Here is a 25,069-nt window from a genome sequence, read left to right on the forward strand (position 1 = left end):
CAGAAATGCTTTTAACCAATAAAATGTTATTTTTACACTTGCTAAGTATTTCCGCTTGACGGAAAAATTATAGCTGATATACATTAATAAGATTCCCATTTTCATGGGAATGAAAAACAAGTTTTTCATGAAATACAACAAAATAGATTCTGCCCTTTTTATAAAAAACCGTAAAAACTTTGGTGCTCAAATGAAGCCTAAAAGTATTGCGTTTTTTAACTCTAACGATATTTATCCTATTAGTGCCGATAGCACAATGCCTTTTGAGCAGCATAGAGATATCTTTTATTTAAGTGGCGTAGATCAAGAAGAAAGTATTTTGGTGCTTTTTCCAGATTGTCCGAATCCTAAAAACAGAGCAGTTTTATTTTTAAAAGAAACTAACGAACATATTGCTGTATGGGAAGGTGAAAAATTAACTAAAGATGCTGCTTTTGCAACTAGCGGAATTAAAACCGTTTACTGGTTACAAGATTTAGAAAAAGTAGTGTTTGAAATGATGACACAAGCTGAAACTGTTTACATAAATACAAACGAGCACTACAGAGCAAATGTAGAAACGGAAACTAGAGAAGACCGTTTTACTACATGGATAAAAAACAAATATCCTGCGCACAGTGTTGCAAAAAGCAACCCAATTTTACAGCGTTTACGTTCTGTAAAAGACCAGATAGAATTAGACTTAATCCAGACGGCTTGCGATATTACTAACAAAGGTTTTAGACGTGTTTTAAATTTTGTTAAGCCTGGTGTTATGGAATATAACATTGAAGCTGAGTTTATGCACGAGTTTTTAAACAACCGTTCTGATGGTTTTGCATACACTCCGATTGTAGGTTCTGGAAACAACGCTAACGTTTTACATTATATAGAGAATAATCAAGAGTGTAAAGCTGGTGATTTAATATTAATTGATGCTGGTGCTAAATACGCAAATTACGCAAGTGATATGACGCGTACTATTCCTGTTTCTGGTAAGTTTAACGACAGACAAAAAGCGGTTTACAATGCTGTTTTAAGAGTAAAAAATGATGCTACAAAAATGTTAGTTCCTGGAACTATTTGGGCAGATTACCATGTTGAAGTTGGTAAATTAATGACTAGCGAACTTTTAGGCTTAGGTTTACTTGATAAAGCTGATGTTAAAAATGAAAATCCAGATTGGCCAGCATACAAAAAATACTTTATGCATGGCACGTCTCACCATATGGGATTAGACACGCATGATTACGGTATTTTAACTGAACCTATGCAAGCAAACAATGTATTTACTGTAGAGCCAGGAATTTATATTCCAGATGAAGGTTTTGGTATTAGATTAGAAGACGATGTGGTTATACAAAAAACAGGAGCACCTTTTAATTTAATGCGTGATATCCCGATTGAAGTTGAAGAGATTGAGAGTTTGATGAATAAATAAATTCTTTTGTTATATAGAAGAAAAGCGAGCTTTAGGCTCGCTTTTTTTTGTTTAGAAGTGGCTCCTTTTTTTTACAATAAATTCATTTTTTATTTTTATAAGAAAAACCTAAATTGCATTTTTTTTAAACCCAATTTAATAAAAGATATTAATTATGATAAAAAAATTATTTATTTTATTTGTTTTAGCGTCAATGACATCATGCTCTTCAGACGATGATAATCAACAAACTAACGAATCAAGCATCCTAGATGGCGATTGGTTTTTTCTAAGACAAGACTCTACTAGTTGTACAAATGAAGATGGATTCCTTCAAGGTGGAGAAAGCCCTACTCCATTTTATTTTTTATCAGACAACACAGTAAGCTTTGAAAACACTGGAAGCTTAACTTTGTCATCATATACTTTAAATGGAAACAACCTTAACATTGAAATGCTATTTGTAACGCAAGTTCGCGCTTATCAATTTTCTGGAAACTACACCTACTCTGAAAGTCTTCAATCTTTTTCAGGCAACTTTACTCATACCGCTCATGATGGCATGACAACGGACGATGAAATACTTTGGTCGTGTGAAGGTCCAACCCAAATTACTAAATAAACACACAAAACGAATTAAAAAAAGCGAGCTTATTAGGCTCGCTTTTTTTGTTTCTTGAAACTTGAGTTTTGATTATAAATAGTCGAACTTCGTTTGACGTATGATATAAGACATTGAAATGATTTTATATTAACGAAACATTGTAAACAATTAGAAAAAAACCGTTGATAAAGAAAAAACAATACGATTTACCTTTTGAAAAAACTGATTTTGTAAGCAAAGTGAGTAAAATGCGAGGTGAAATTATTGGAAGAAGTACTGAAATCGTAAATGGAAAAGTTGAACAAAAAATCGACTATAAAGAAACAGAACAAGATGAATATATCTCTTCAGTTGCAAAACCGATGACGAACATAATATTCACATTTGAACAGCTTGAATTTATTCCAGTATTTATGAGGAGATTTCCAGGCAGGAAGTTTCATAACGAGTATGGGATAAATCATCCTAAATACCTTCAATATCATTTAGAAAATCACTTTTTAAAAATCACAACGGTTTTAGACCAATGTATTGCATTCACAGCGGAGATTTATCGACTTGGAATTCCGATAAAATTAAATTCACTTCGACATCTATCTGAAAACAAACATACTCGGCAAACGAAATCTGTCGAACTATTAAAAAAATTGGACAAACAAATTCAAGATATTAAAGGAATAAGAAACAGGATAATGCATCGTGGAGAATTTAATGATAGCGAAATTGACCGAGTTGCACAGTTTTATTTTTTATCAAATACAGTTAATGAAGGAGAAGAACCAATGTTCTCGGAAGACACTTTAAAGTATCATATGAAAGATGCAGTTAAAAATAGATTGGAACTTGTTGAATCAAATACAACTGAATTAAAGAAATATATTACTAAATTGTTCTCATTATCGCTCATAGAATTTGAAACGAAAATACAAACATTTCGAAAATAACCGCGGGCAATAATGCACATAAATCATATATATTAAAGGCCTTACGAGAAGTTTTTATGTATTTACTAAGACCGCCAAATTTTAAAATTTGGCTTTTAGTAAAATAAAGATAACAGAAAAATTTAAAAATTCGGCTCGTGTATAATCCGAAACGATAGTATCCTTTTACACGGTACGTTTCATATACGAGACGCTAAACGAAACATAAAAAGAAAGCCCAAAGCTCGCTTTTTTTATGATTAAATTAAGCAATCAACTTACAATATAAAAATTGAGTTTCTTTACAAAAACAACTAACTTCGTTTACCGATAAATAAAACATTGAACCTATTTCTACTGGAGCACATTATGAAAAAAATTCTAATATTATTACTAATAGTTTTAACTTCAAATTTAGCTGAAGCTCAGTTTATAAAAGAAAAATCTATAAATGCGCAAATTGGATACGGCGTAAGCGTACCATTTAATAGTGTTGATGAAATTGCTGATAGTGGTTTATTTGTACAAGGAGAATTAGTTTTAAAAGTAGCTTCTTGGTTCGAGTTAAGGCCTTATGCAGGTTTTATTTCGACAAGTTCAAGCGGAAAAGATATAAACGACAAACCAACTAACGAAAGAGCAGAATCCAAAGCCATTTTACTTGGTGGAAAAGCAAGAGTTCGCGCACCAATTCCTTGGATTGCACCATACTTTGAAATTGGAATAGGAACTTCAATTGGGAAATTTGAAACATTTACAGTCATTGATAACATCGATAAAGGTGGTATTATTTATCACATCCCTTTATCATTAGGACTAGAATTAGGAAAAAACAACAATGTTGATTTAGCCTTTTCTTATTATTTTCAACCATCGGTTAAACAATTTGTTGGAGCATTTGCTGTTGGTATTACATTTCCGTTGAATAACAAAAAGTAAGCTAACCACTCCTTTCTTCAATTCTATTCTAGTATTTTCTATTTACTAGAAACAATAAACCAGCACTCTAAAAATCCACAAACAAAGCCTTTCACACTATAAACAAACACATTAAAGTAACCCACAACCTACCCAATCCTCAAATTAACACCTAAGATTTCCTAAACTCAAATTAAGTCTCTATATTTGGTAAACCAGTTTGGTAAACCAATTATGTTTATAGTTAGTACCATTTCAAAAAAATTAACTACACAATCAGCCAAGCTTTATTTAATACTAAATCAATTTAAGTATGGCAACAGATATTATTACCTTTTCAGAAAAATTTAAAAAGAAGCTAAAAGATTTTGGACCAGCTTTTTTTATAATAGGTTATGTAGTAGGAACCGGAAGTGTAACTTCTATGGTTGTTTCTGGTGCTAAATATGGCTTAAGTCTGTCTTGGGCACTTTTGCTTTCTTGTTTTTTTACTTATTTTCTTCTTATTTCAATTAGTAAATTAACTATCGTTTCTGGAGAAACATTAATGTTCAATTTTAAAAAAATGTTTGGAAAACCACTCACCATTTTTATTGTTGTTGCATTGGGTGTTTCCATAATTTCATCGGTTATAGGTGTTATGGGCGTAGTTGCAGAAGTATCTCTAGAATGGATTTCTGTAAAAACCTCAATTTCCTTTTTAAATAAACCTGCTATTGCTATTTTCTTTATCGCTATTTTAATTGGTCTTTTCTGGACTGGTAAACACGAGTATTTTATTAAAGCAATGAGTATTATGGTAGGCTTTATGGCGCTCGCTTTTATTTTTACCAGTATTATGGTTTTAAAAGAATCTGGAAAAGCTATTATCGATTTTTTCCCTCAATTGCCAACTGGAGACAATTCGGGACTTGTAATTGCCGGAATAGTAGGTACAACTATGGGCGGTGTTTGTTTAGCATCACGTAGTATTTTAGTCCAAGAAGAAGGTTGGGGATTACAAGATTTAAAAAAGGAAAACAAAGACGCAATGTCTGCTATGGTATTAACTTTTTTAATAAGTCTAGCCATTATGATTAGCGCAACAGGAACACTATATTTTAGCGGCACACCTGTAGACGACGCAACAGATATGATGCATGCATTAGGACCATGGGCTGGAGATTTTGCACTTACATTATTTACCTTAGGTATTATTGGAGCAGGATTATCTTCAATTTTTCCAAACCTTTTATTATTTCCGTGGTTGATTGCAGATTATACTGGCACACCACGTAACATGAAAAAACCGTTATACAAACTTATAGTAGTAATAGTCGCATTGTGTGGTTTAATTATTCCCGTTTTAGGCGGTAAACCTGTTTGGATTTTAATCGCCTCGCAAGCATTAAGTCCATTTGTTATGCCATTAATAACGCTATTCTTATTAATTCTAATAAATAAATCTGACGTTATGAAAGGCCATAAAACATCACTTTGGATGAATATAGCCTTAGGAGCAACTTTAATTTTTAACTGTTATATGCTCTATGTCGCTTTAATTGGATTAATTAAATTTATACAGTAACACAAACGTACACAAAAGAGAACATGAGTGATAATTTACAACAATACGCACACGTACCTTTAAAACAACTTTCTAACAGAGTTTGGAGAACTTACCAAGGTGGTGCTTTAATAGATAACTGGAAAAAAACATCACCAGAAATTGATAACAGCATGCCCGAAGAATGGATAATGTCTACCATTACTGCACGTGGAAAAGACAGACCAGAAAACGAAGGCTTGTCTCTTATAGAAACTCCAGATGGAACATTACCATTAAAGCAATTAATAGACTCTAATAAAGAATTATATTTAGGTAAAGCCCTTGCTGATAAATACGGAACAACAGGCGTACTTATTAAAATGTTAGACTCTGTAGAACGTTTAACCGTACAAGTACATCCTGATAAAGAATATGCAAAAACAGTTTTTAATTCTGAATTTGGTAAAACCGAATCTTGGTACGTATTAAATACACGTGAAATAGACGGAGAGAAACCTGTTGTTTACATGGGTTTTAAAGAGCATGTTACAAAAGAAGAATGGAGAACGCATTTTGAAAACCAAAACATTCAAGGCTTACTAGATTGTTTACACAAAATTGAAGTAAAAGCAGGTGATGCTTTCATGATTTATGGAGGCGTACCACATGCCATAGGAAGCGGTTGTTTTTTAATGGAAGTTCAAGAACCTACAGATTATACCATGCGTGTTGAAAAAACGACACCTAATAATCTAAAAATTGGTCCAGAATTAATACATCAAGGTGTTGGTGAAGAAAAAATGCTAGAGTGTTTTCATTACGATAATTACAGTTTAGAGCAAGCTTTAAACGCATGGAAAATAACTCCTGAAGTTATAGAAAGTAGTAATGAGTTTACCCTAAAAACCTTGTTTAACGAAAAACACACCAATTGTTTTGGCTTAAACGAATTGCTTTTAGACGGTAAGCATACTATTAAAGGCAACTCCAGTTTTTATGCTGCTGTTATCTATTCTGGTGATGGTGTTATGCATTGTAATGGTAAAGATTACGACTACACTCAAGGTGATGAAATCTTTATTTCTGCTGCCATTCCTGAAATTACTTTCAGCTCTAAAAGCCCATCAAAAATATTACTTTGTTATCCTCCAAACTAAGGGAAAACAAACAATTACTGTCTAATAATTAAAATTTAAAAGCACAAATGAATTTATTTAATCTAGAACATAAAGTAATCCTAGTCACTGGTGGTTGTGGAATTCTTGGTGGTGGAATTGCTAAATATTTAGCAGAAAATAAAGCAACGGTAATTTTATTACATTATAAAGAAGAACCATTATTAGCTGCTGTAAAAGAGCTGAAAACTATTAATGAACATGCTGCAGGTTATGTTTGTAATGTTGTTGAAGAGAAGAGCTTGCAAGAAGTAGCAAAAAAAATCATGGATACTTATGGTAAAATTGATGCTTTAATAAATGCTGCAGGTGGAAACAAACCGGGAGCAACAGTTGGTCCTGATCAGTCGGTATTCGATGTTGATGTCGAGCAGTTTAAACAAGTTATAGATTTAAACTTATTTGGAAGTATTATTCCGTCTTTAGTCTTTGGAAAAGAAATGGCTAAAAACAAAAAAGGAACTATTATTAATGTGTCTTCTATGGCTGCAGACAGAGCTATTACTCGAGTAATGGGTTATTCGGCATCAAAAGCAGCAATAGACAATTTTACAAAATGGATGTCTGTTGAGTTAGCTCAAAAATATGGAGATGGTTTACGTGTAAATGCAATAGCACCTGGCTTTTTTATAGGAAATCAAAACCGAGCTTTGTTAACCAATGAAGACGGAAGTTATACCGATAGAGGCAATACAATTATTAAAAACACACCAATGAATCGTTTTGGTGATGCTGATGAACTTAATGGAGCTATTCATTACCTAGCCTCTGAAGCTTCAAAATTTGTAACAGGAATTATTATTCCTATCGATGGTGGATTTAGTGCTTTTAGTGGTGTTTAAAAAATAGAAAACAATGGAACAAACATGGCGTTGGTACGGTCCGAAGGATACAGTATCATTATCAGACATTAAACAAGCGGGAGCAACAGGAATTGTTTCGGCTTTACATCATATTCCAAACGGGCAAGTTTGGACGGTTGAAGCTATTAAAGAACGAAAAGCAACTATAGAAAACGCTGGTTTAACATGGAGTGTTGTAGAAAGTATTCCTGTACACGAAAATATTAAAACACGTTCTGGCGATTTTAATATATATATAGACCATTATAAAACAAGTATTCAAAATTTAGCAGCCTGTGGTATTTCTATAGTCTGTTATAATTTTATGCCTGTTTTAGATTGGACAAGAACAGCATTAGATTTTGAAGTTGAAGACGGCTCTAAAGCATTACGTTTTGATGTAACTGCATTTGCAGCTTTCGAATTGTTTATTTTAAAAAGACCCGGAGCATCAACTTCTTATAACGAAACCGAAAAAAATAATGCTCAAGCTTATTTTAATACACTTTCTAAAGCCGAAATTAAAAACCTAAGTAATAATATTATTGCCGGCTTACCAGGTGCTGAAGAAGGTTACTCTTTAGAGCAGTTTCAAACCATTTTAAATACTTACAATGACATTGACTCTAACAAGTTGAAAGAAAATTTAGTCGCCTTTTTAAAAGAAATAATACCTATTGCTTCTCAAAACAAGGTGTTAATGTGTATTCATCCAGACGATCCACCTATGCCTATTTTAGGATTACCAAGAGTTGTGAGTACTGAAGAAGATTATGCTTATTTATTTGAACAAGTACCAGATAGAGCTAACGGCATTACATTTTGCACAGGTTCACTAGGCGTTAGAGAAGACAATAATTTGGTAAACATATTTAAACGCTTTGCAGATCGTGTTCATTTTTTACATTTAAGAAGCACACAAAGAGATGCCGCTGGTAATTTTTACGAAGCCAACCATTTAGAAGGTAATGTAGATATGTTTAGTATTGTTACCGAAGTTTTAAAAGAAGAAAAAAGGCGTTTAGCAGCAGGTATGGCAGATGCTATTATACCTATGAGACCAGATCATGGACACCAAATGTTAGACGACTTAAAAAAAACTACAAATCCTGGATATTCTGGTATTGGTAGACTAAGAGGTTTAGCAGAAATTAGAGGTTTAGCTTATGGAATTTCTAGAAGCTTAAACTAGATAATTACTGTTTTAAAAAGAAATATAACGCCACAATTTATGTGGCGTTTTTGTTTTTTTTAAAACAGTATTTACCGACATCTATTCTACCTTAATTTACTGATTTTAAAAAATTTGACTTTGTAAAAAAAATAGTCGAACTTCGTTTAACGCTTGATAAAAAACATTAAAACGATTTTTTATCAGAGAAATATTAAACGAATAAAAAAATAAAGACTAATGGTAAGGTTAAAGAAAACTGGTTTTAGAATAACTTTTGAAGATGGACAAACCTTAACAAGGTATTTACAACCTAGAGGCGAAAAACAACCTTTCAAAATTGAAATAGAAGCTAAAAATAGTGATGTAAAAAACGGAACTTTTGGTTTTGATACCATTCCAGATAAAGGCATTGTAGAGTCTGACTACCAAAAACTAAAAGATGAATATAAGCCGCTTTCTGAAAAAATACTTGGCGAAGAATATATACCCAATTGGTTAAGTTTAAGAAAAGACCAAACTGTTGAACTTGAACTAGAATGGACAAAAAAAATAGAGCAGAGGACTATGAAACAATAAGTTTTAATTCACACGACGATTTTACCTTTGAGCCAGAGAATCTAAAAGATGCTAAAAAAGTGACCATTACCTGTAAAAACAACAACCAAAATCCACTTCAACTTCTTATAAGAGCTGACAACGAATTAACTGTTGGCGCTTTAAATATTTTTTACCCTAAACCTAAAACCATTGACCTTGAATGGTGTTTTATAGAAATACAGGGGAGACAAAAAGACAAAAACGATTTAGCAAGAAAAATAAATTATTCAAAAATAAAGGACTATCTTAAAAAAGGTTTAAATCCTGCTTTAATAGATGTTACTATTACAAACAATGAAGCTGCTTTAGTAGATATTAGTACAGATACTGAAAAACTAACAGAACGTGGCTATTTAAAAAAACATTCAACGATAGGTAACTATATTGAGCGTAGTAAAAAAAGTGTCATTTTAAGTTTTGTTAGTAGTAACCACAATGAAGATGTAAATAAATTAACTGTTTATTTTATCAACCAAAAATGCATTAATACTTCTGATATTAAAGAGGATGGAACTTTTAAAATGGCTGGTGGTGTATCTCCAACAGGCACTGGTATTGCTTATTTAGTATTAGATGATGATGGAAATATTAAATCTGAAAACATTATACACGAAGTAATGCATGCTTTAGGTTTAAACCATACATTTAGTAGTACACATAAATTTAAAGACACCAAAACAGACAATTACATGGATTACGAAAATACAAAAAAGTACACCTATAAATGGCAATGGGAAAAATTACAAGGATATTCTAAACTAAAATAATATGAAATATTTATATATTTTACTCTTAGGCGTTTTTCTAATTAGTTGCTCTTCTGTTCCTAAAGAATATCTAACCAATAATGATATTTGTTATTATGACGACCCTATTTTTAAAATTACTACAGAAGAAATGGTTTTTAACAGCGCCAAATATGATAGTATACTTTCTATAAAAGGAGTTGTTTTTATTGAAAAAGGAAATTACACGATTGAAATACAAAATGATTTAATTGGCAAAACAGACAATAAAACAAGTTTAACTAAATGGATTAACTACTATCCGAATGGAAAAATTAGTAATATTAAATTTTTCTTGAGAAATTCTAGTAGTACAGGAATAGAAAAAGAAACTTCTTATGACCAAAAAGGAAATATTACCGAAGTAATTAACTACGAAAAAGGGTATAGTATTTGTTGGGCAGAAGCTATTGAAATAGTAAAAAAAATAGCTAAAAAGGAAATTCAAAAATATCAAGTAACAGGTTTTAATTTATCTCGTGTAGATTTAAATGAATTTCCAAATGAAAAACCAAAATGGGCAGTTTCATTAGTTGGAAATGAAGAGTACGAACAAAAAGACACTAAAGTATATTGGATAGATGGCATAACAGGTAAGTTTTTAAGAACAACAAAAATAATAACAACATTCGATTAAAGCCCAGTGGCCAACAAAGAACAATCTAGAGATACTCACAACAACTTGAAAACGAGATCTTGGTCTCACAGCACTGAACGTGATTTATAGTAGAAAATAGAGAGGATTATCAATGTTGTCAAAGTCGTTTCTAGAAACTTGAATTTCCAATAAAATAGTCGAACTTCGTTTAACAACTTGAAAAAAGACATAAAAACTATTTTTTTCATCAGGTAGTCTATTGCTCAAAAAAAAACTCAAAGACAAAATGTATTATTTAATTCAAAAAAATATTTTCCAAGACCCTAGATATGATGAAATATTTCATGTAATGAAAGCATTAAATTTACCTTTTCAAGAAGTTAGTTTTCAACCAAATAGTACTGAGTTAAATATAGAAACTACCCGAAAAGATATATTTGTATACGGCTCTGTAAAATTAGCAAAAACCGCAACAAACTACGATTGGAAGCCAGGTTCCTTTTATGGAAATAATCATGAGTATGAGAAATATTCTGTTGGTTATGGAGCTAATATTTTAAACCACGGAAGTTTTATCAAGCAATTTAGCGAGCCTTTTAATTGGGACACTAATCAAACACTATTTATTAAACCGAGTAAGGATGCCAAAGTTTTTACAGGCAAAGTTTTTTCAAAACCAGAGTGGGAAGATTTTGTATATAATACTCTAAATAGTAAAGAAGACAATAGAGTTGATGGTGCAACACAAATACAGGTTTCAAAATCGTACAATGTAATTAAAGAAGCAAGAGTTTGGATTATTAATCGCAAAGTTATTACCAGCTCTTACTATTTATTTCATGGAAATGTTGAATATGAAGAAAATGTATCTAAGGACGGATTATGCTTTGCTAAAGAAATGGCTGATTTATATAATGTAGCAGACGCCTATGTAATGGATATTTGTAAAACTCATAATGGATGGAAAATTATGGAAGTTAATTGTATTAATAGTGCAGGATTTTACAAAGCTGATGTGAAAGCTATAATCGTTGCATTGGAAGAATTTTATGAATAAGTAAGACGAACTTTGTTTAATGCTTGGTGAAAAATAATAAAACTATTTTTTATTCATTTTAAACCACCACACCACTATTCTCAAAAACGTAACGTTGTAATTTCTGTAGCGTTTCTATTTTATCGCTAGTATTTATTAATAACGAAATATTATTATTACTTCCGCCGTAAGAGATCATTCTTACGCTAACATCTTGTAAAATCTGGAATAAGTTAGGCGTATCTGTATGGAAAATTATTTCATTTCCAACCAAACACACAATACTCATATAATCGTCAACCTCAACTACTGCAAATTTATTAAGTTCGTCTACAATAGCTTCTAAATGTCTAGTATCGTCAATTGTTAAAGACACAGCAATTTCCGAAGTTGTAATCATGTCTATAGCCGTTTCGTAACGTTCGAAAATTTCAAAGACCTTCTTTAAAAAACCATGAGCTTGTAACATTCTAACCGATTTTATCTTTATGGCCGTAATACCATCTTTAGCTGCAATAGCTTTAATACCTTCTCCATGAACCTGGTTAGTAATTAATGTACCATGTGCTTCAGGATCCATTGTGTTTTTTAGTCTTACAGGGATATCAAATACACTTACAGGCATTACGGTTTGTGGGTGTAAAATTTTAGCTCCAAAATAAGCCAGCTCGGCAGACTCATCGAAAGACAAATTAGAGATTGCTGTTGTGTTTTCTACAAAACGTGGATCGTTATTATGAAAACCATCAATATCTGTCCAAATTTGTACTTCTTCAGCTTTTAAAACAGCACCAATTATCGTTGCAGTATAATCGCTTCCGCCGCGTTGTAAATTTGCAATATTCCCTTCAGCATCCCGACTAATAAAACCTTGTGTAATGTATATTTCAGAATTTGGTGTTTCGGCCATAATTCTGTTTAAATTCTGTTGTATGTAATAGTTATCTGGTTCGTTAGTTTTATCAATACGCATAAAATCTAAAGCAGGTAGTAATGATGCATTTATCCCTTCTTGTTGTAAATAATGAGTAAAAATATAAGTAGATAACAATTCGCCTTGAGCTACAATTTGATTATATAATAAAGTATTAAATCGCTTATTTACCAATGCTTCTAACGTATTAAACACATCGTTTACATAAACAAAAACGGTTTTATATAAGTCTTTATTAATAATAAAGGTTTTAATCGTGCTATTATAGTTAGTTCTAAGTGCATCGATAACAATCAATGCTTCGTCTACATTTCCAATTTTAATGTATTCCGAAATTTTAACCAAAGCGTTTGTAGTACCAGACATTGCCGATAATACAACAACCTTTTTTTCGCCATCGTTAATAATATTTTTAACATTTATCATGTTCTCTATAGACCCAACCGATGTACCTCCAAATTTTAATACTAACATTTTGTTTTTAGTTTTATAAAGCTAAACTACTTCGCAAGCATCTAACAACCATAGAAATGAAAAAATTGTTATACTTTTGCACAAATTGTTAAATAGTTAACAAAATGAAAACCATTGCAACCTGTGTAGAAGAGATATTAGTTACACAACCTTTTCTTGAAGAAGCTTTATCGCGTAGTATTATTAATTTTTCGGCTTTAGCCGAAGAGCTACAAGCGCCTATTGGTGCCATGTTAAGAAAACCAGTTAAGACTGGAGCCATAATGATGGCTTTACGCCGTTACAATCCTCCAAAAGACTTAAGACATTCTAATCAGTTAAAGTCCGTTTTAAAAAATTTAGGAGATATTACGGTACGCTCCAACTTGGTTGATTTTACTTTTAAAAATTCTAAGACCTTAATTAATAGTCATACTAAACTATTAGAAACCATAGATAGTAATGCTTTTTACGGTTTTTCGCGTGGTATTTATGAAAGTAATATGGTGATTTCGGCTTCAGAAAAAACAAAAACACAAACGCATTTTAAAAACGAAGAGATGATTGGTTTACACGAAAACCTATCTGCTATTAGTATTCGATTGCCAGAAAACAATTCTAAAATATCTGGTTTGTACTATCAAATATTTAAGCGTTTTGCTTGGGAAGGCATTTCTCTTTACGAAGTAATTTCTACTACAAATGAATTTACGGTTTTAGTTGAAGATAACAATGTAGACAAGGCATTCTCTGCCATAAAAAAGCTAAATAATTAAAGTATACTCTTTAAAAAACCAGGCCTTAAATATAAATAAATGTTAAAATATTTTTTAAACCTAAACGATTGGTTAGTTTTGTCCTGTAATTAGAAATGAGTTCTGTTTTTACAGAAAGAAAGATGGCTAGAAAAAAAGAATATAACGAACAAGAAGTAGTAGAAAAAGCAATGCACCTTTTTTGGCGTAATGGTTATGAAACGACGTCGATGCAAATGCTTGAAAAAGAAATGGGCATAAACAAGTTCTCTATATATTCTAGTTTTGGAAACAAACATGGTTTATTTCTTGAAAGCTTAAATCTTTACAAATCTAAAGTAAGTGCTACTTTACTAAAGTTAAAAAATGGAACCGAAGGTATTGAAGATATTAAACATTTTTTTATGGATTCTGTAAGTTTCGATTTTAAAACAGACAGTACTAAAGGTTGTTTATTAACCAATACATATAACGAGTTTTCTGAAAAAGAAGATGAATGTATTACTTTACAGATGAATACTTTTATGGATAATTTAAAATCCATACTTATTGAAAAATTACAAATAGATGCGTCAAAAGATGAAGCCACAATATTAAAACAAGCTAATTATTTATTATTAGCAAAACATGGTTTAGCAGCTGCATCAAGAGTAAACACAAAACAAGAAATCGAAGATTATATAGAAATGACCTTCCAAAATTTATAAACATTTTTTTATACAATAACTAAACGAACGTTTAGATAAAATTAACATAAATATTAAAAAAAGAAAAATTATGACAACATTAAAAGTTCACAACATCGAGTCTGCTCCAACTGAAGCAAAACCATTATTAGAAAATTCTCAAAAAGCTTACGGAATGATTCCTGGTTTACACGGTGTATTAGCTGCGTCACCTCAATTATTAAAAGCATACCAAGATTTACACCAATTATTTACAGAAACATCTTTTAATAATGATGAGCTTACTGTAGTATGGCAAACAATTAACGTAGAGCACGCTTGCCATTACTGTGTACCTGCGCATACAGGTATTGCTAAAATGATGAAAGTTGATGATGCTATTATTAATGCTTTACGTGATGAAACCCCTTTAGCAGATGCAAAATTAGAAGCATTACGTACGTTAACATTATCTCTAACACGTAACCGTGGTAATGTATCTCAAGAAGATTTAGAAGCATTTTACGCAGCTGGATATGGCGAGCAACAAGTATTAGAGATTATTTTAGGATTATCTCAAAAAGTAATTAGTAATTACACAAACCACATCGCAAACACACCTGTAGATGAAGCTTTCCAAAAATTTGCTTGGAAAAAATAAAAATGTAGTCCCTTTAACTGCAGATTAATAGCTGTAAACCTTCCTCCTATTTTGAGGAAGGTTTATTAATTATCAAATAAAAACATAAAATTATGAGTGTTTCAATTGAAAATAAAGTCGCATTAGTAACAGGTGCAAACAGAGGTATTGGTAAAGCAATTGTGGAATCGTTTATAAATCATGGCGCAAAAAAAGTATATTTAGCTGTTCGTGATGTTAACTCTACTAAGGAATTAGAAGAAAAATATGGTGAAAAGGTTGTAACATTAAAAGCAGATGTATCTAACACAAAATCTATACAAGATTTAGCTGAACAAACTAAAGATGTAGAGGTTGTAGTAAACAATGCTGGTATTGGCACACCACAAGATACAATTGGAGAAAATGCAGAACAAGATTTTCAAAATCAACTTAATGTCAATGCTTTTGGATTATTACGTGTAGCAAATTCTTTTGCTAAAACGTTAGAAAAAAACCAAGGTGCTTTAGTACAATTAAACTCTGTAGCATCCCTTAAAAATTTCTCTGCCCTTTCAACATATTCAGCTTCAAAAGCAGCATCGTATTCTTTAACTCAAGGATTAAGAACAGATTTAGGTGCAAAAGGCGTAAGTATTTTAAGTGTACATCCTGGACCTGTTTTAACAGATATGGGAAAAGCAGCAGGTTTTGATGAAGGTGCTTCTACTTCTACAATTTCAGAAGGAATTGTAAGCGCATTAAAGGCAGGCGATTTTCATTTATTTCCAGACGAAATGGCTAAACAATTTGAAGGTGCCTATCAAGGGTTTTCAGATGCTATTGTTTTAGCAGAATAAATACAAACAAAAATAAATTATGATAAAAGTATCCGTAATGTATCCAAACAGTAAAGATGTACAGTTTGATGCAGACTATTATAAAACAAAACATTTACCAATGGTTATCGATGCGCTTGGTAGTGCTTTAAAAGGTTTAGAATTAGATTTAGGATTGGCTAGCAGAGCTCCGGAAGAGTCTGCACCTTACATAGCCATTGCACATTTAAAATTTGATAGCGTAACGGCTTTTCAAGAGTCTTTTGGGCCTCATGCCGAAACTTTTGCTGCAGATATAGAAAACTACACTAATGTACAAGGCGTACTTCAAATTAGTGAATTGGTTACTTTTTAAAACAGAAACATAAATGGTGTTTTAATGAATATTAAAGAGGAAACTATAACACATATAACAGAAAAGAGCTTCTCTACAGTTTTTAGAACTACTACTGAGGCTCTTGGCTTTATGCATCTAGTTTTCAGTAAAAAAGAAATAACACCTTATCAATTTAGGTCTATTATGATAGATCTAAAAAAAGAATTCTCAAAACTTAGTGTTTCAAAATTCAATAAAAAACTAAGCTATCATTGGCTTGTACGTTTTGACCAACAAGTAAATACTCCTTTTCACGTAGACAATGCTGCAGAGCAATCTATACTAATGCTGGGTTACGAACCTAGTGATATTAAAAGTGAATTACATTTGGCAGATTATCATTCCTACGCTAATAAAGCATATAAAACGCCTAAAGATTATTTTAATAAATTTACACCTGTTTTTAAAGGTGACGAGGACGTATTAAAACCTTTCGTTTCAAAAATAAAATCTGTAGATAACGATCATTATTCTATTGTTATAATTAATAATAGTAGCCCAAAATCTAATGCAGATACATTAGGTCTTTTTCATAAAGCTTTAATTATAAAGGAAGATTTAGGCAAAAGTAGAATCGTTAATTCTATGGTTTTAAATCTTGTGTCAACAGATACAATTACAGAAGATCAACAAAAAGAAAACAACTTTCTAAACACTAATCTAATCAGTAAATAAGTCGATTAGCGTTCTAGGAATCAATATAAAATTCAATTAAAAAATAAAGTTATGGCTAATAAATTAAAAATAGATATTGTTTCAGATGTTGTATGCCCTTGGTGTACCATTGGATACAAACGTTTAGAAAAAGCAATCCAAGAACTTGGTATTGAAGATCAAATTGATTTAGAATGGCAACCATTTGAGTTAAATCCAAATATGCCTGCTGAAGGTCAAAATGTAAACGAGCATATTACAGAAAAATACGGTTCTACTACAGAGCAACAAAACGAATCGAAGCAAATGATGACGGAAGCTGGTGAAGAACTAGGTTTTAAATTCGATTATTTTGATGACATGCGCATGATAAATACTTTTGATGCACACATTTTATTAGAATATGCTAAAGATTTCGGAAAGCAAACCGAATTAAAAATGGCATTAACTAAAGCTTTTTTTAGCGATAGAAAAGATGTGTCTAAAAAAGATATTTTAAAAGAAACTCTTTTAAGTGTTGGTTTAAATGCAGACGAAGCCTTAGCTAAATTAGATAGTGAAGATGCACGTTTAGAAGTAAGAACCAAACAAGACTATTGGAAAAATATGGGCGTAAACTCTGTACCAACTATTGTTTTTAATCGTAAAAGTGCCGTTACAGGAGCGCAACCTGTAGATACTTTTAAGCAAGTTTTAAACGAATTAATTAAAGAACAACAATCGGTTTAATACAAAACACATGAACAACAATAAAAACACAGGAGCATTAGACGTTTTGTTAGATGAAGTCCGTCAAGCAGGCGCTGCTAAATTCTCAGACGAAAAGAAACAGATATATGCAGACGGAATTTCTAGTGTTGCCAATTCTGGAGTCTTAGATGCTGCATTAAATGTTGGAGATAAAGCACCTAACTTCACTTTAAAAAATGCTTTAAACGAAGCTGTTACTTTAAACGACGAACTTAAAAATGGACCTGTAGTTTTAACATGGTACAGAGGTGGTTGGTGTCCGTATTGTAACATTACATTACACGCTTTACAAGAAAAATTACCAGAGTTTAAAAATGAAGGTGCTACACTTTTGGCTTTAACTCCAGAATTGCCTGATAACTCTTTAAGTACTTCAGAAAAAAATAATTTAGAATTTACTGTATTGAGTGATATTGGCAATGCAATTGGCAAAGAATACGGTGTAGTTTACACATTAACAGACGATGTTGCTTCTATGTATAATGCTGGTTTTGGGTTAAACAAAGTAAATGGAGACGCTAGTAACACCTTGCCTTTAGCTGCAACTTATGTTATTGACACTAACGGAATTATTAAGTATGCTTTTTTAGATGCAGATTATACAGCGCGTGCTGAACCTTTAGAAATATTATCTGCTTTACGTAAATTAAAATAATGTATTTTTATTAAGAAAAACATACCAATGAAAAATTTTAGCTACATCATTATCCTTTCTATTTTATTTATTTCTTGTAAAGAAAAAATAGAAAACAAAGTAGAAACTACACCTGTTACGGTACAAACCGAAACTCCAAAAGCCACTCAAATAACGGCTTTTAAAGGACAACAAGTCACTGGAGTCTCGGTGAGTAATGAAGGTCGTATTTTTGTGAATTTCCCAAGGTGGAGAAAAGGCGTTAAGAATTCTGTAGCAGAAATCACAAATAATACAAACACTGCTTTTCCTAATGAAGCTTGGAACTCTTGGGAAATAGGAAACAAAATAGAAGCTAATAAATTTGTTGGCGTACAGTCTGTTGTTGTTTACAACCAACTTATCTATGTTTTAGATACTAGAAGCGCACTTTTTCAAGAAGTAGTAGATGCTCCTAGAATTTTTGTTTTTAATATAAATACAAAGGAACTAGAGCATACTTATATTTTAAATGAAGAGGCTTATCATCCTAATTCTTACATCAACGATTTACGTCTTGATAAAAAGAACAACAAAATCTACTTTACAGATTCTGGTAATTCTGGATTAGTAATTTTAGATTTAAAAACTGAAAAGTTTACCAGAGTTTTAGACAACCATTCTTCTACAGCAGCAGAAGTCGATTTTTTAACTTTTGAGAATAAAACATGGACGAATTCTGTAAATTCTGATGGAATTGCCCTAGATACCAAGAATAACAAACTATACTACCACGCACTTTCAGGCTATAGTTTATTTAGTATACCAACAACAGCACTGACTTTAGAAGATGAAAAAGAGATTGAAAACGCAGTCACTTTTGAAGCTAAAACTTCTGCGCCCGACGGAATGATTTTTGATGACAACGGAAACTTATATTACGCAGATCTAGAACACAATAAAATTATGTATCGCAAACCAGATGGCAGCATACACACTTTAATTGAAGGTGATGCCATAAAATGGGCAGATACCTTTAGTATATATAACGGTTATTTATATTTCACCAACTCTAGAATTAATGAGATCACTGCAGATATTTCTAACATGGAATTTACCGTTAATAAAATTGCATTAGCAAATTAGTTTTTAATGCTTCAAGAAAAAACAGATTGATTTTATCAGTCTGTTTTTTTAATTATAAACATTACATATCTTCATAAAATGAAAACCAAACCTAAAGTATTATTCTTCGATGTAAACGAAACGTTATTAGATTTAACGATAATGAAAAAGCAAATTGGTGACGCTTTAGGCGGAAAAGACCATTTGCTATCCTTGTGGTTTACAACTATGTTGCAATACTCGTTAGTGGTTTCTGCAAGCGGACAATATAAACCGTTTGGACATATTGGTGCTGCTGCTTTACAAATGGTTGCAGCAAATAATGGAATTACAATTCCTGAGGATAAAGCGCGAGATATTATAGTTAATGCCATGCAAAATTTACCACCGCATCCAGAAGTTAAAGACGCTTTAACCTTACTAAAAAAGGAAGGATACACTTTGGTAGCACTTACTAATTCTAATAAAGAAAGCTTAAAAAACAAATTTGAAAACGTAGGTTTAACAACTTATTTTGATGAGCTATTAAGTATTGAATCTGTTGGGAAATTTAAACCTTTTACCGATGTTTATAATTGGGCAGCCCATAAAATGAACGCAAAACCAGAAGATTGTATGCTTATTGCTGCGCATGGTTGGGATGTTGCAGGCGCACTTTGGGCTGGCTGGCGAGCTGCTTTTGTTAGCAGACCAGGACAACAAACATTTCCGTTAGCACCACAAACAGAAATTAACGAACCAAACTTAAAATTAATAGCAGATATTCTTATTCAATACAAATAAGAACTAAAAATAGACATTGTTTCAGATGTTGTTTGCCCATCGTGTAGCGTTGGATATAAGCGTTTAGAAAAAGCAGTTTAATTAGTAAAAACTTCGCCTTGACTTTGTTAAAAAACCGCTAACTTCGTTTATCGTATGATAAAAAACATTGAATCGATTTTTTATCAACGAAACATTGGCAAAATTAATCAACCAACTCTATGAATACATTTGAAAAGATAGTTTTTCTTGAAATGACAAATAAACAGTTTGCGAAACTTCCTGACTCCGAATATTACGCTACATATAATAAACTAACAGAAGAAGAAAAAGATGTAATCGACTTGAATATCTCAAATGAAATTCACGAAATATGGACTAGGATAAATACCAAACAAAGAAAAGGAATTCATAAGACTGAAATTAATTCTATCGAGGAATATAATGAGTTAATTACACCTATCAGCACAGTAGTTCTGCGTGTTTCATCTGATTTTGGAATAACGCTAAAAAATGAAGTAACCGACAAATTTAAAAACGAAGTTATAAATATATTTGGAAAAGACTATTTAGATGATTTTATGAATAAATTAAAATAAAACTTTCCCTAAATAATTGCAATTTTAATGCTTAATCAAAGGTCGTTGCGTGTTTGTAACGTCTGATTTTCCTTCGAAAAATCCTCACTTACAAAAACACAATAAACGAAACAAAAAAAAGCGAGCCTCATACAAGGCTCGCTTTTTCTACTTAAAAACTAAATAATTAACTACTCTACTACTAAAGTATACTGTGGTGTTTTGTTAAAAGGACAGAAATATGTGTATGTTCCTTTTGTAAGTGTAACTTCTTTTGAAGATTCTGTTTTACCATGTTTTACCATTTGAGATACGTAAGCATCTGCAATGTGGTTTTTTGCATCTTTACCGTCTTTACCAGCTTCAATTAATACTAAACCAACTTCTGGTGCTGCATTTGTGTTTGTTACATTAAATACATAAGTTCCTTCGCTTACTGTTAATGCTTTTTGTGTAAACTCTCCAGCTGTTTGCTCTAATGAGATTGTTTTTACTGCTTTACTCATTTTGTCTTGTGCTCCAGATACAAATGTGAAGGCTACTAAAAATACTGCTAATACTAAATTTTTCATAATGTGCTTTGTTTTAATTTATTTGTTATTGTTTAATTCTATTCTTTTTGTTTGAGTTGAGATTTCACAAAGCATCAAGAGCTTCTCGATACGCTTTTTTATGCTTTTACAAAACCACTCGAAGTGACACGTTGTAATTATTGTGCTACTGTAAATTTTCCTGCTTCTACAGATGGGAAATCTACTTCTGTTTCTGCTATATGGTTTACATAGTTTGTTAATGTGTTAGACACTACATTAAGTACTATTTCTAATATTTCGCCATCGTTAAAACCTGCTGCTTTTACTTCTGCAATGGCTTCTGTAGATACTTGTCCGCGATTTAATGTTACGGCCTGTGCAAATTGTAATCCTGCTTGATCTTTATCTTCATTTGCAAAACCTTGGCGACTTTGTTGTGTTTGCTCTTCGGTTAAACCATTCATTTTACCAATTGCTGTGTGCGCAGATAAACAGTAGTTACATGAGTTTGTTTCGGCAATTGCTAATGCTAATTGTTCACGGTATTTGTTTGAAAAATCACCACTTGCTGTTAATTCTCCTAAACTTAAATACGTTTGTAATGTTGCTGGAGAGTTTCCAAATACTTTAATAAGGTTTGGTATAAAACCTAATTTCTTTTGTACTGCGTTAAATAAATCTTTAGCTTTTCCTGTTGTTGTTGCTGGATCTAATGTTTTAATTCTTGTGCTCATTGTTTTTGTTTTTATGTTTTTCGCTTTCGCGGAAATACTATTTATGTTTGTTTGTTGTTTTTAACTTTTAGTTAGAACATTTGCATAATTGTTGTTCTGGGTTTTGCTCGTCGTATGTTTGGTATCCCCAACAATTTGGGCATTGTATGTTTTGTATTGTTTTCATAATTTTCGGTTTTTAATATTACTAATTAATTACACTGCAAAGATGCGACGAGAACTTGCCTTTAAAAATGGACAAAAGTTCCTTATGCATGGACAGCCTGTTTTTATTGGGTTACAGCTACTTCTAGCGCGTCTATTTTTAATCTTAGTTCTCTTTCTGTAAGTAATCCTGTGTGTTTATCTGCTACTTTTCCGTCTTGAAAAAACACTAGTGTTGGAATGCTTCTTACTTTAAAGTAGGCTGCTAAATCTTGATTTTGGTCTACGTTTACTTTTTTAATAATAACATCGTCGTTTAAATCGTCTGCTAACTTATGAATGGTTGGCAATAATGTTTGACACGGTCCACACCAGTCTGCATAAAAATCTAATACTACTTTTTTATTGTTTAATACTGTGCTTTTAAAGTCGGCTTGATTTAATTGAATGTCCATATGTTTTATAATTTTAGTGTTGTTGTTGTTTTAATTATAGTGCAAAGATGCGCTGTAAGTGCCTAGTAATAAATAGACAAAGGTTCCTTATGCTTGGACTTGCCTATTTTTATTCAGTTTTATTGGGTTTCGAATCGGTAATCTTGCGTGAAGGATGGAAGTGGCATCCTTTTTTTAAGGAGAGGTTACTAATAAAAAGGTAATACTATTGTATTGGAGAGTTGCTAAAATAAATTCAGCTTTAAAAAAAAGATATAACGTACAGCCTGACCTTTATGGTCACGCCCAAAAAATTAATAGTCTTTTCTAAATTGAAGTGGTGACTTTGTGGTGGCTTTGGTAAAAAAACGGCTAAAGTATGCCGAGTCGTTAAAACCGAGGTCGTAGGCTATTTGTTTTACGGCTTCGTCTGTATAGATGAGTTGGCGTTTGGCTTCTAGGACGATTCGGTTTTTAATGAAATCGCTTGGTGTTTCTGCGCCTACTTTTTGAAAGTTTTTGGTCAACGATTTTGGCGATAATCCTAACCTATTTGCATAGTCGGTTACGGCGTGTAGCGTTTTGTAATTTTGCTCGACTAGTGTGCTAAAATCTTTAAAGAGCTTGGTTTCTATGTCGTTTTTTATGGGATGATGTTCTTTTTGTATGCGTACGGAATGGATGATAAATTGCTTTAAATAGGTTTGCAACATATCGTATTGGGCGGTTTCGGTGTTTTTAAATTCCTCGATAAGGCTTTCTAATATAAAACTAAGTTTTTTAGTATCGTTTTCGCATGGTTTTACAAAAGGTGTTTCGTAAACGTTGTTAAAGAGTACACCGTTACAGGCAACTTCTTTATCGTGCGTTTGTATGCAATAGAAATCTTTTACGAATGTAATTTTGTATGCTTCTTTTATTTTTTCGGAATCTACCGAGAATACTTGACCAGGAGATAGAAAGAACAATACATTCTCGTTAAAGGAGTAGCTTTTAAAGTCTATGTTATAGGTGCCTTTTCCTTCTTTAATCCAATATATACTATAGGAATCTACTTGTTCTGGTTTATTAACCACACAGGCTTTTTCGAATTGTACGACGCTTAACGAAAAAAGGTCTTTATAGGTATGTACTGATATGTCTTGTATTGCCATTGATTTACGCGCTAATGGTTTTATTAGTCGTAAAAGTTTTGATATTTAACACTAAAAATGAAATTAATGCTGGCAAGACCCAACCTAAACTGTGTTTTGCAAATGGTATAATATTAACGACTTGAGCTAATCCTTCTGATGGACTTACAAATCCTAACACATCTGGAATACTAAAAATAAAGGTTAATAAAACAACGACTCTAAATACTGTACTTGATGCAAATTTATTTGGCACTGCGTTTAATAATATAAGTACAATTGTTATTGGATAAATAAATAAGAGCACTGGTAATGCAATTACTATAATAGAGTTAAAATCTAATTGACCAACAATGACACCAATAGCACAAGCTATAGTTGCTGTAATTACATAAACGGTTTGAGAATTATTAATTAGGCCTTTAAAATAATCTGCTGTACCAGTTACAACACCTACTGCGGTTGTAAAACATGCTAAAGCAATTAAAACACTTAGTATAGTATTACCAAAGGCGCCTAATGCTTTTATACTAATTCCTCGTAACAAATCTGAGCGCTGCATATCGTTACTTAGTGCGTTATTTAAATCTATTTCTGATCCATAAAACGCACCTACCGCAATAAGTCCTGCGTAAATAATAAACAAACCTAATCCTGCTATGAGTCCAGATTTTTTAATGAGGTCTTTTTTAGCTTCGAAAGAACTATCTTTTTTTAAATTAATAGATATAATAATTACTGCTCCTACGACTACGGCTGCAATAGCATCGAAGGTTTGGTAACCTTCTAAAATTCCTTTTACAATTGGAGCTTCGAATTGTGGAGTGTTAGTAATCATTTGTGCAGAATACAAGCCAATACCTATTACTAAAAGTAGCATAATAACTATAAATGGTGTGAGATACTTGCCAATAACGTTTAATATTTTTGATCGGTTTAATGCAAAAAGCAATACTAATACAAAATAAATACTACTAGTTAATAAAGGTGAGGTTCCAAAATTAGGATGAATTGCAATTTCGTGTGTTGCCGCAGCGGTTCTTGGTGACGGAATGGTAACTGCTATAACATAAATAAGAATACAATAAATTAAACTAAAAGCTGGTGATACCTTTTTACCAAAATCGTATAAAGTACCTTGCAATTTAGCATGTGCATAAATACCTATTATAGGTATAGCAACTGCTGTAATCATGAATCCTATACTTACCCAAAACCAATTTTCTCCTGCGTTATAACCTAAAAGAGGCGGTAATAATAAATTTCCTGCTCCAAAAAAAAGCGAAAACAATGCGAAACTAGTAATTAAAAGGTCTTTAGTTTTGTTCATTTTTAATAAAATACTAAGCATAGCTTTTGGTTAGCAAAGCGCTTAATTATATTTGTCTA

Annotated in this window: 29 protein-coding genes; 23 read left to right on the forward strand and 6 right to left on the reverse strand. The window is 31.9% G+C overall.

The window, feature by feature from the left end; all coding sequences use genetic code 11:
- Positions 1–127 precede the first annotated feature (127 nt).
- The 12 genes from ASC44_RS07940 (at position 128) to ASC44_RS07995 (ending at position 11,600) form a co-directional block, all read left to right on the forward strand.
- Positions 128–1,420 carry an aminopeptidase P family protein gene (locus ASC44_RS07940; RefSeq protein WP_055447075.1) on the forward strand — a complete coding sequence of 431 codons (1,293 nt, stop codon included), beginning with the start codon at positions 128–130 and terminating at the stop codon, positions 1,418–1,420.
- A 154-nt stretch (positions 1,421–1,574) separates the two neighbouring features.
- On the forward strand, positions 1,575–2,021 hold the full coding sequence (locus tag ASC44_RS07945; protein WP_055447076.1) for a hypothetical protein: 447 nt from the start codon (positions 1,575–1,577) through the stop codon (positions 2,019–2,021).
- 164 nt (positions 2,022–2,185) lie between these two features.
- Positions 2,186–2,947: a Cthe_2314 family HEPN domain-containing protein gene (locus tag ASC44_RS07950; RefSeq protein WP_055447077.1), complete on the forward strand. Its 762-nt coding sequence runs from the start codon at positions 2,186–2,188 to the stop codon at positions 2,945–2,947.
- Positions 2,948–3,295: 348 nt separating this feature from the next.
- Positions 3,296–3,865 carry a hypothetical protein gene (locus tag ASC44_RS07955; RefSeq protein ID WP_055447078.1) on the forward strand — a complete coding sequence of 190 codons (570 nt, stop codon included), beginning with the start codon at positions 3,296–3,298 and terminating at the stop codon, positions 3,863–3,865.
- Between the two features lie 292 nt (positions 3,866–4,157).
- The gene (locus ASC44_RS07960) at positions 4,158–5,411 is read left to right on the forward strand and encodes an Nramp family divalent metal transporter (protein WP_055447079.1); all 1,254 of its coding nucleotides are present in this window, start codon (positions 4,158–4,160) and stop codon (positions 5,409–5,411) included.
- A 23-nt stretch (positions 5,412–5,434) separates the two neighbouring features.
- Entirely contained in the window at positions 5,435–6,529 is a 1,095-nt protein-coding gene (locus ASC44_RS07965) for a type I phosphomannose isomerase catalytic subunit (RefSeq protein WP_055447080.1), read from the forward strand.
- 47 nt (positions 6,530–6,576) lie between these two features.
- Positions 6,577–7,389, forward strand: a complete 813-nt coding sequence (locus tag ASC44_RS07970; RefSeq protein WP_055447081.1) for an SDR family oxidoreductase — start codon at positions 6,577–6,579, stop codon at positions 7,387–7,389.
- Between the two features lie 13 nt (positions 7,390–7,402).
- Positions 7,403–8,581, forward strand: coding sequence for a mannonate dehydratase (gene uxuA / locus ASC44_RS07975; protein ID WP_055447082.1), 1,179 nt, complete (start codon positions 7,403–7,405; stop codon positions 8,579–8,581).
- Positions 8,582–8,800: 219 nt separating this feature from the next.
- Positions 8,801–9,139: a hypothetical protein gene (locus ASC44_RS07980; protein WP_055447083.1), complete on the forward strand. Its 339-nt coding sequence runs from the start codon at positions 8,801–8,803 to the stop codon at positions 9,137–9,139.
- Positions 9,100–9,927, forward strand: coding sequence for a hypothetical protein (locus ASC44_RS18320; RefSeq protein WP_055447084.1), 828 nt, complete (start codon positions 9,100–9,102; stop codon positions 9,925–9,927). Before ASC44_RS07980 ends, ASC44_RS18320 begins: the two co-directional genes overlap by 40 nt.
- A gap of 1 nt (position 9,928) precedes the next feature.
- Positions 9,929–10,582 (forward strand): hypothetical protein, encoded by a 654-nt coding sequence (locus tag ASC44_RS07990; RefSeq protein ID WP_055447085.1) that lies wholly within the window; start codon positions 9,929–9,931, stop codon positions 10,580–10,582.
- A 247-nt stretch (positions 10,583–10,829) separates the two neighbouring features.
- Positions 10,830–11,600: an ATP-grasp domain-containing protein gene (locus ASC44_RS07995; RefSeq protein WP_055447086.1), complete on the forward strand. Its 771-nt coding sequence runs from the start codon at positions 10,830–10,832 to the stop codon at positions 11,598–11,600.
- Between the two features lie 58 nt (positions 11,601–11,658).
- Here ASC44_RS07995 and ASC44_RS08000 read toward each other — a convergent pair whose 3' ends face one another.
- Positions 11,659–12,987 carry an aspartate kinase gene (locus ASC44_RS08000; RefSeq protein ID WP_055447087.1) on the reverse strand — a complete coding sequence of 443 codons (1,329 nt, stop codon included), beginning with the start codon at positions 12,985–12,987 and terminating at the stop codon, positions 11,659–11,661.
- A 104-nt stretch (positions 12,988–13,091) separates the two neighbouring features.
- On the opposite strand from ASC44_RS08000, the gene ASC44_RS08005 reads away from it, so the two are divergent.
- The 11 genes from ASC44_RS08005 (at position 13,092) to ASC44_RS08055 (ending at position 20,723) form a co-directional block, all read left to right on the forward strand.
- A complete protein-coding gene (locus ASC44_RS08005) occupies positions 13,092–13,742 on the forward strand; it encodes a hypothetical protein (RefSeq protein ID WP_055447088.1) in 651 nt (216 codons plus the stop codon).
- A 122-nt stretch (positions 13,743–13,864) separates the two neighbouring features.
- Positions 13,865–14,428: a TetR/AcrR family transcriptional regulator gene (locus tag ASC44_RS08010; protein WP_055447930.1), complete on the forward strand. Its 564-nt coding sequence runs from the start codon at positions 13,865–13,867 to the stop codon at positions 14,426–14,428.
- 70 nt (positions 14,429–14,498) lie between these two features.
- On the forward strand, positions 14,499–15,047 hold the full coding sequence (locus ASC44_RS08015; RefSeq protein ID WP_055447089.1) for a carboxymuconolactone decarboxylase family protein: 549 nt from the start codon (positions 14,499–14,501) through the stop codon (positions 15,045–15,047).
- A gap of 92 nt (positions 15,048–15,139) precedes the next feature.
- Entirely contained in the window at positions 15,140–15,865 is a 726-nt protein-coding gene (locus ASC44_RS08020; protein WP_055447090.1) for an SDR family oxidoreductase, read from the forward strand.
- Between the two features lie 19 nt (positions 15,866–15,884).
- Positions 15,885–16,199: an EthD family reductase gene (locus ASC44_RS08025; RefSeq protein ID WP_055447091.1), complete on the forward strand. Its 315-nt coding sequence runs from the start codon at positions 15,885–15,887 to the stop codon at positions 16,197–16,199.
- Between the two features lie 24 nt (positions 16,200–16,223).
- Positions 16,224–16,895 (forward strand): hypothetical protein, encoded by a 672-nt coding sequence (locus ASC44_RS08030; RefSeq protein ID WP_055447092.1) that lies wholly within the window; start codon positions 16,224–16,226, stop codon positions 16,893–16,895.
- Positions 16,896–16,946: 51 nt separating this feature from the next.
- Positions 16,947–17,603 carry a DsbA family oxidoreductase gene (locus tag ASC44_RS08035; protein WP_055447093.1) on the forward strand — a complete coding sequence of 219 codons (657 nt, stop codon included), beginning with the start codon at positions 16,947–16,949 and terminating at the stop codon, positions 17,601–17,603.
- A gap of 10 nt (positions 17,604–17,613) precedes the next feature.
- On the forward strand, positions 17,614–18,279 hold the full coding sequence (locus ASC44_RS08040) for a peroxiredoxin-like family protein (RefSeq protein WP_055447094.1): 666 nt from the start codon (positions 17,614–17,616) through the stop codon (positions 18,277–18,279).
- Positions 18,280–18,306: 27 nt separating this feature from the next.
- Positions 18,307–19,383 (forward strand): L-dopachrome tautomerase-related protein, encoded by a 1,077-nt coding sequence (locus ASC44_RS08045; RefSeq protein WP_055447095.1) that lies wholly within the window; start codon positions 18,307–18,309, stop codon positions 19,381–19,383.
- 78 nt (positions 19,384–19,461) lie between these two features.
- Positions 19,462–20,145 carry a haloacid dehalogenase type II gene (locus ASC44_RS08050; protein WP_055447096.1) on the forward strand — a complete coding sequence of 228 codons (684 nt, stop codon included), beginning with the start codon at positions 19,462–19,464 and terminating at the stop codon, positions 20,143–20,145.
- Positions 20,146–20,345: 200 nt separating this feature from the next.
- Positions 20,346–20,723 (forward strand): hypothetical protein, encoded by a 378-nt coding sequence (locus tag ASC44_RS08055; RefSeq protein ID WP_055447097.1) that lies wholly within the window; start codon positions 20,346–20,348, stop codon positions 20,721–20,723.
- A 170-nt stretch (positions 20,724–20,893) separates the two neighbouring features.
- Here ASC44_RS08055 and ASC44_RS08060 read toward each other — a convergent pair whose 3' ends face one another.
- The 5 genes from ASC44_RS08060 to brnQ form a co-directional block, all read right to left on the reverse strand.
- Positions 20,894–21,274, reverse strand: a complete 381-nt coding sequence (locus ASC44_RS08060) for a cupredoxin domain-containing protein (protein WP_055436351.1) — start codon at positions 21,272–21,274, stop codon at positions 20,894–20,896.
- Between the two features lie 137 nt (positions 21,275–21,411).
- Positions 21,412–21,969: a carboxymuconolactone decarboxylase family protein gene (locus tag ASC44_RS08065; RefSeq protein WP_055445592.1), complete on the reverse strand. Its 558-nt coding sequence runs from the start codon at positions 21,967–21,969 to the stop codon at positions 21,412–21,414.
- A gap of 269 nt (positions 21,970–22,238) precedes the next feature.
- Entirely contained in the window at positions 22,239–22,568 is a 330-nt protein-coding gene (trxA, locus tag ASC44_RS08070; RefSeq protein WP_055447098.1) for a thioredoxin, read from the reverse strand.
- 293 nt (positions 22,569–22,861) lie between these two features.
- Positions 22,862–23,701: a helix-turn-helix domain-containing protein gene (locus ASC44_RS08075; RefSeq protein WP_055447099.1), complete on the reverse strand. Its 840-nt coding sequence runs from the start codon at positions 23,699–23,701 to the stop codon at positions 22,862–22,864.
- A gap of 4 nt (positions 23,702–23,705) precedes the next feature.
- Positions 23,706–25,010 carry a branched-chain amino acid transport system II carrier protein gene (brnQ, locus tag ASC44_RS08080; RefSeq protein WP_055447931.1) on the reverse strand — a complete coding sequence of 435 codons (1,305 nt, stop codon included), beginning with the start codon at positions 25,008–25,010 and terminating at the stop codon, positions 23,706–23,708.
- Between the last annotated feature and the right edge of the window lie 59 nt (positions 25,011–25,069).

The organism is Lacinutrix mariniflava (assembly GCF_001418015.1).
Taxonomy (GTDB): Bacteria; Bacteroidota; Bacteroidia; order Flavobacteriales; family Flavobacteriaceae; genus Lacinutrix; species Lacinutrix mariniflava.

Excerpts from the sequence above, each read along its gene's own strand:
- ASC44_RS08015 (WP_055447089.1), top strand. The coding sequence starts at position 14,499 with ATGACAACATTAAAAGTTCACAACATCGAGTCTGCTCCAACTGAAGCA.
- ASC44_RS08075 (WP_055447099.1), bottom strand. The coding sequence starts at position 23,701 with ATGGCAATACAAGACATATCAGTACATACCTATAAAGACCTTTTTTCG.
- ASC44_RS08045 (WP_055447095.1), top strand. The coding sequence starts at position 18,307 with ATGAAAAATTTTAGCTACATCATTATCCTTTCTATTTTATTTATTTCT.
- ASC44_RS07945 (WP_055447076.1), top strand. The coding sequence starts at position 1,575 with ATGATAAAAAAATTATTTATTTTATTTGTTTTAGCGTCAATGACATCA.
- ASC44_RS08050 (WP_055447096.1), top strand. The coding sequence starts at position 19,462 with ATGAAAACCAAACCTAAAGTATTATTCTTCGATGTAAACGAAACGTTA.
- ASC44_RS08060 (WP_055436351.1), bottom strand. The coding sequence starts at position 21,274 with ATGAAAAATTTAGTATTAGCAGTATTTTTAGTAGCCTTCACATTTGTA.
- ASC44_RS07955 (WP_055447078.1), top strand. The coding sequence starts at position 3,296 with ATGAAAAAAATTCTAATATTATTACTAATAGTTTTAACTTCAAATTTA.
- ASC44_RS07980 (WP_055447083.1), top strand. The coding sequence starts at position 8,801 with ATGGTAAGGTTAAAGAAAACTGGTTTTAGAATAACTTTTGAAGATGGA.
- ASC44_RS08000 (WP_055447087.1), bottom strand. The coding sequence starts at position 12,987 with ATGTTAGTATTAAAATTTGGAGGTACATCGGTTGGGTCTATAGAGAAC.
- ASC44_RS08030 (WP_055447092.1), top strand. The coding sequence starts at position 16,224 with ATGAATATTAAAGAGGAAACTATAACACATATAACAGAAAAGAGCTTC.
- ASC44_RS07965 (WP_055447080.1), top strand. The coding sequence starts at position 5,435 with ATGAGTGATAATTTACAACAATACGCACACGTACCTTTAAAACAACTT.
- trxA (WP_055447098.1), bottom strand. The coding sequence starts at position 22,568 with ATGGACATTCAATTAAATCAAGCCGACTTTAAAAGCACAGTATTAAAC.
- ASC44_RS07970 (WP_055447081.1), top strand. The coding sequence starts at position 6,577 with ATGAATTTATTTAATCTAGAACATAAAGTAATCCTAGTCACTGGTGGT.
- ASC44_RS07990 (WP_055447085.1), top strand. The coding sequence starts at position 9,929 with ATGAAATATTTATATATTTTACTCTTAGGCGTTTTTCTAATTAGTTGC.
- ASC44_RS08065 (WP_055445592.1), bottom strand. The coding sequence starts at position 21,969 with ATGAGCACAAGAATTAAAACATTAGATCCAGCAACAACAACAGGAAAA.
- ASC44_RS07940 (WP_055447075.1), top strand. The coding sequence starts at position 128 with ATGAAATACAACAAAATAGATTCTGCCCTTTTTATAAAAAACCGTAAA.
- ASC44_RS18320 (WP_055447084.1), top strand. The coding sequence starts at position 9,100 with ATGGACAAAAAAAATAGAGCAGAGGACTATGAAACAATAAGTTTTAAT.
- ASC44_RS08005 (WP_055447088.1), top strand. The coding sequence starts at position 13,092 with ATGAAAACCATTGCAACCTGTGTAGAAGAGATATTAGTTACACAACCT.
- ASC44_RS08055 (WP_055447097.1), top strand. The coding sequence starts at position 20,346 with ATGAATACATTTGAAAAGATAGTTTTTCTTGAAATGACAAATAAACAG.
- ASC44_RS08010 (WP_055447930.1), top strand. The coding sequence starts at position 13,865 with ATGGCTAGAAAAAAAGAATATAACGAACAAGAAGTAGTAGAAAAAGCA.
- ASC44_RS07995 (WP_055447086.1), top strand. The coding sequence starts at position 10,830 with ATGTATTATTTAATTCAAAAAAATATTTTCCAAGACCCTAGATATGAT.
- brnQ (WP_055447931.1), bottom strand. The coding sequence starts at position 25,010 with ATGAACAAAACTAAAGACCTTTTAATTACTAGTTTCGCATTGTTTTCG.
- ASC44_RS08025 (WP_055447091.1), top strand. The coding sequence starts at position 15,885 with ATGATAAAAGTATCCGTAATGTATCCAAACAGTAAAGATGTACAGTTT.
- ASC44_RS08020 (WP_055447090.1), top strand. The coding sequence starts at position 15,140 with ATGAGTGTTTCAATTGAAAATAAAGTCGCATTAGTAACAGGTGCAAAC.
- ASC44_RS08040 (WP_055447094.1), top strand. The coding sequence starts at position 17,614 with ATGAACAACAATAAAAACACAGGAGCATTAGACGTTTTGTTAGATGAA.
- ASC44_RS08035 (WP_055447093.1), top strand. The coding sequence starts at position 16,947 with ATGGCTAATAAATTAAAAATAGATATTGTTTCAGATGTTGTATGCCCT.
- ASC44_RS07960 (WP_055447079.1), top strand. The coding sequence starts at position 4,158 with ATGGCAACAGATATTATTACCTTTTCAGAAAAATTTAAAAAGAAGCTA.
- uxuA (WP_055447082.1), top strand. The coding sequence starts at position 7,403 with ATGGAACAAACATGGCGTTGGTACGGTCCGAAGGATACAGTATCATTA.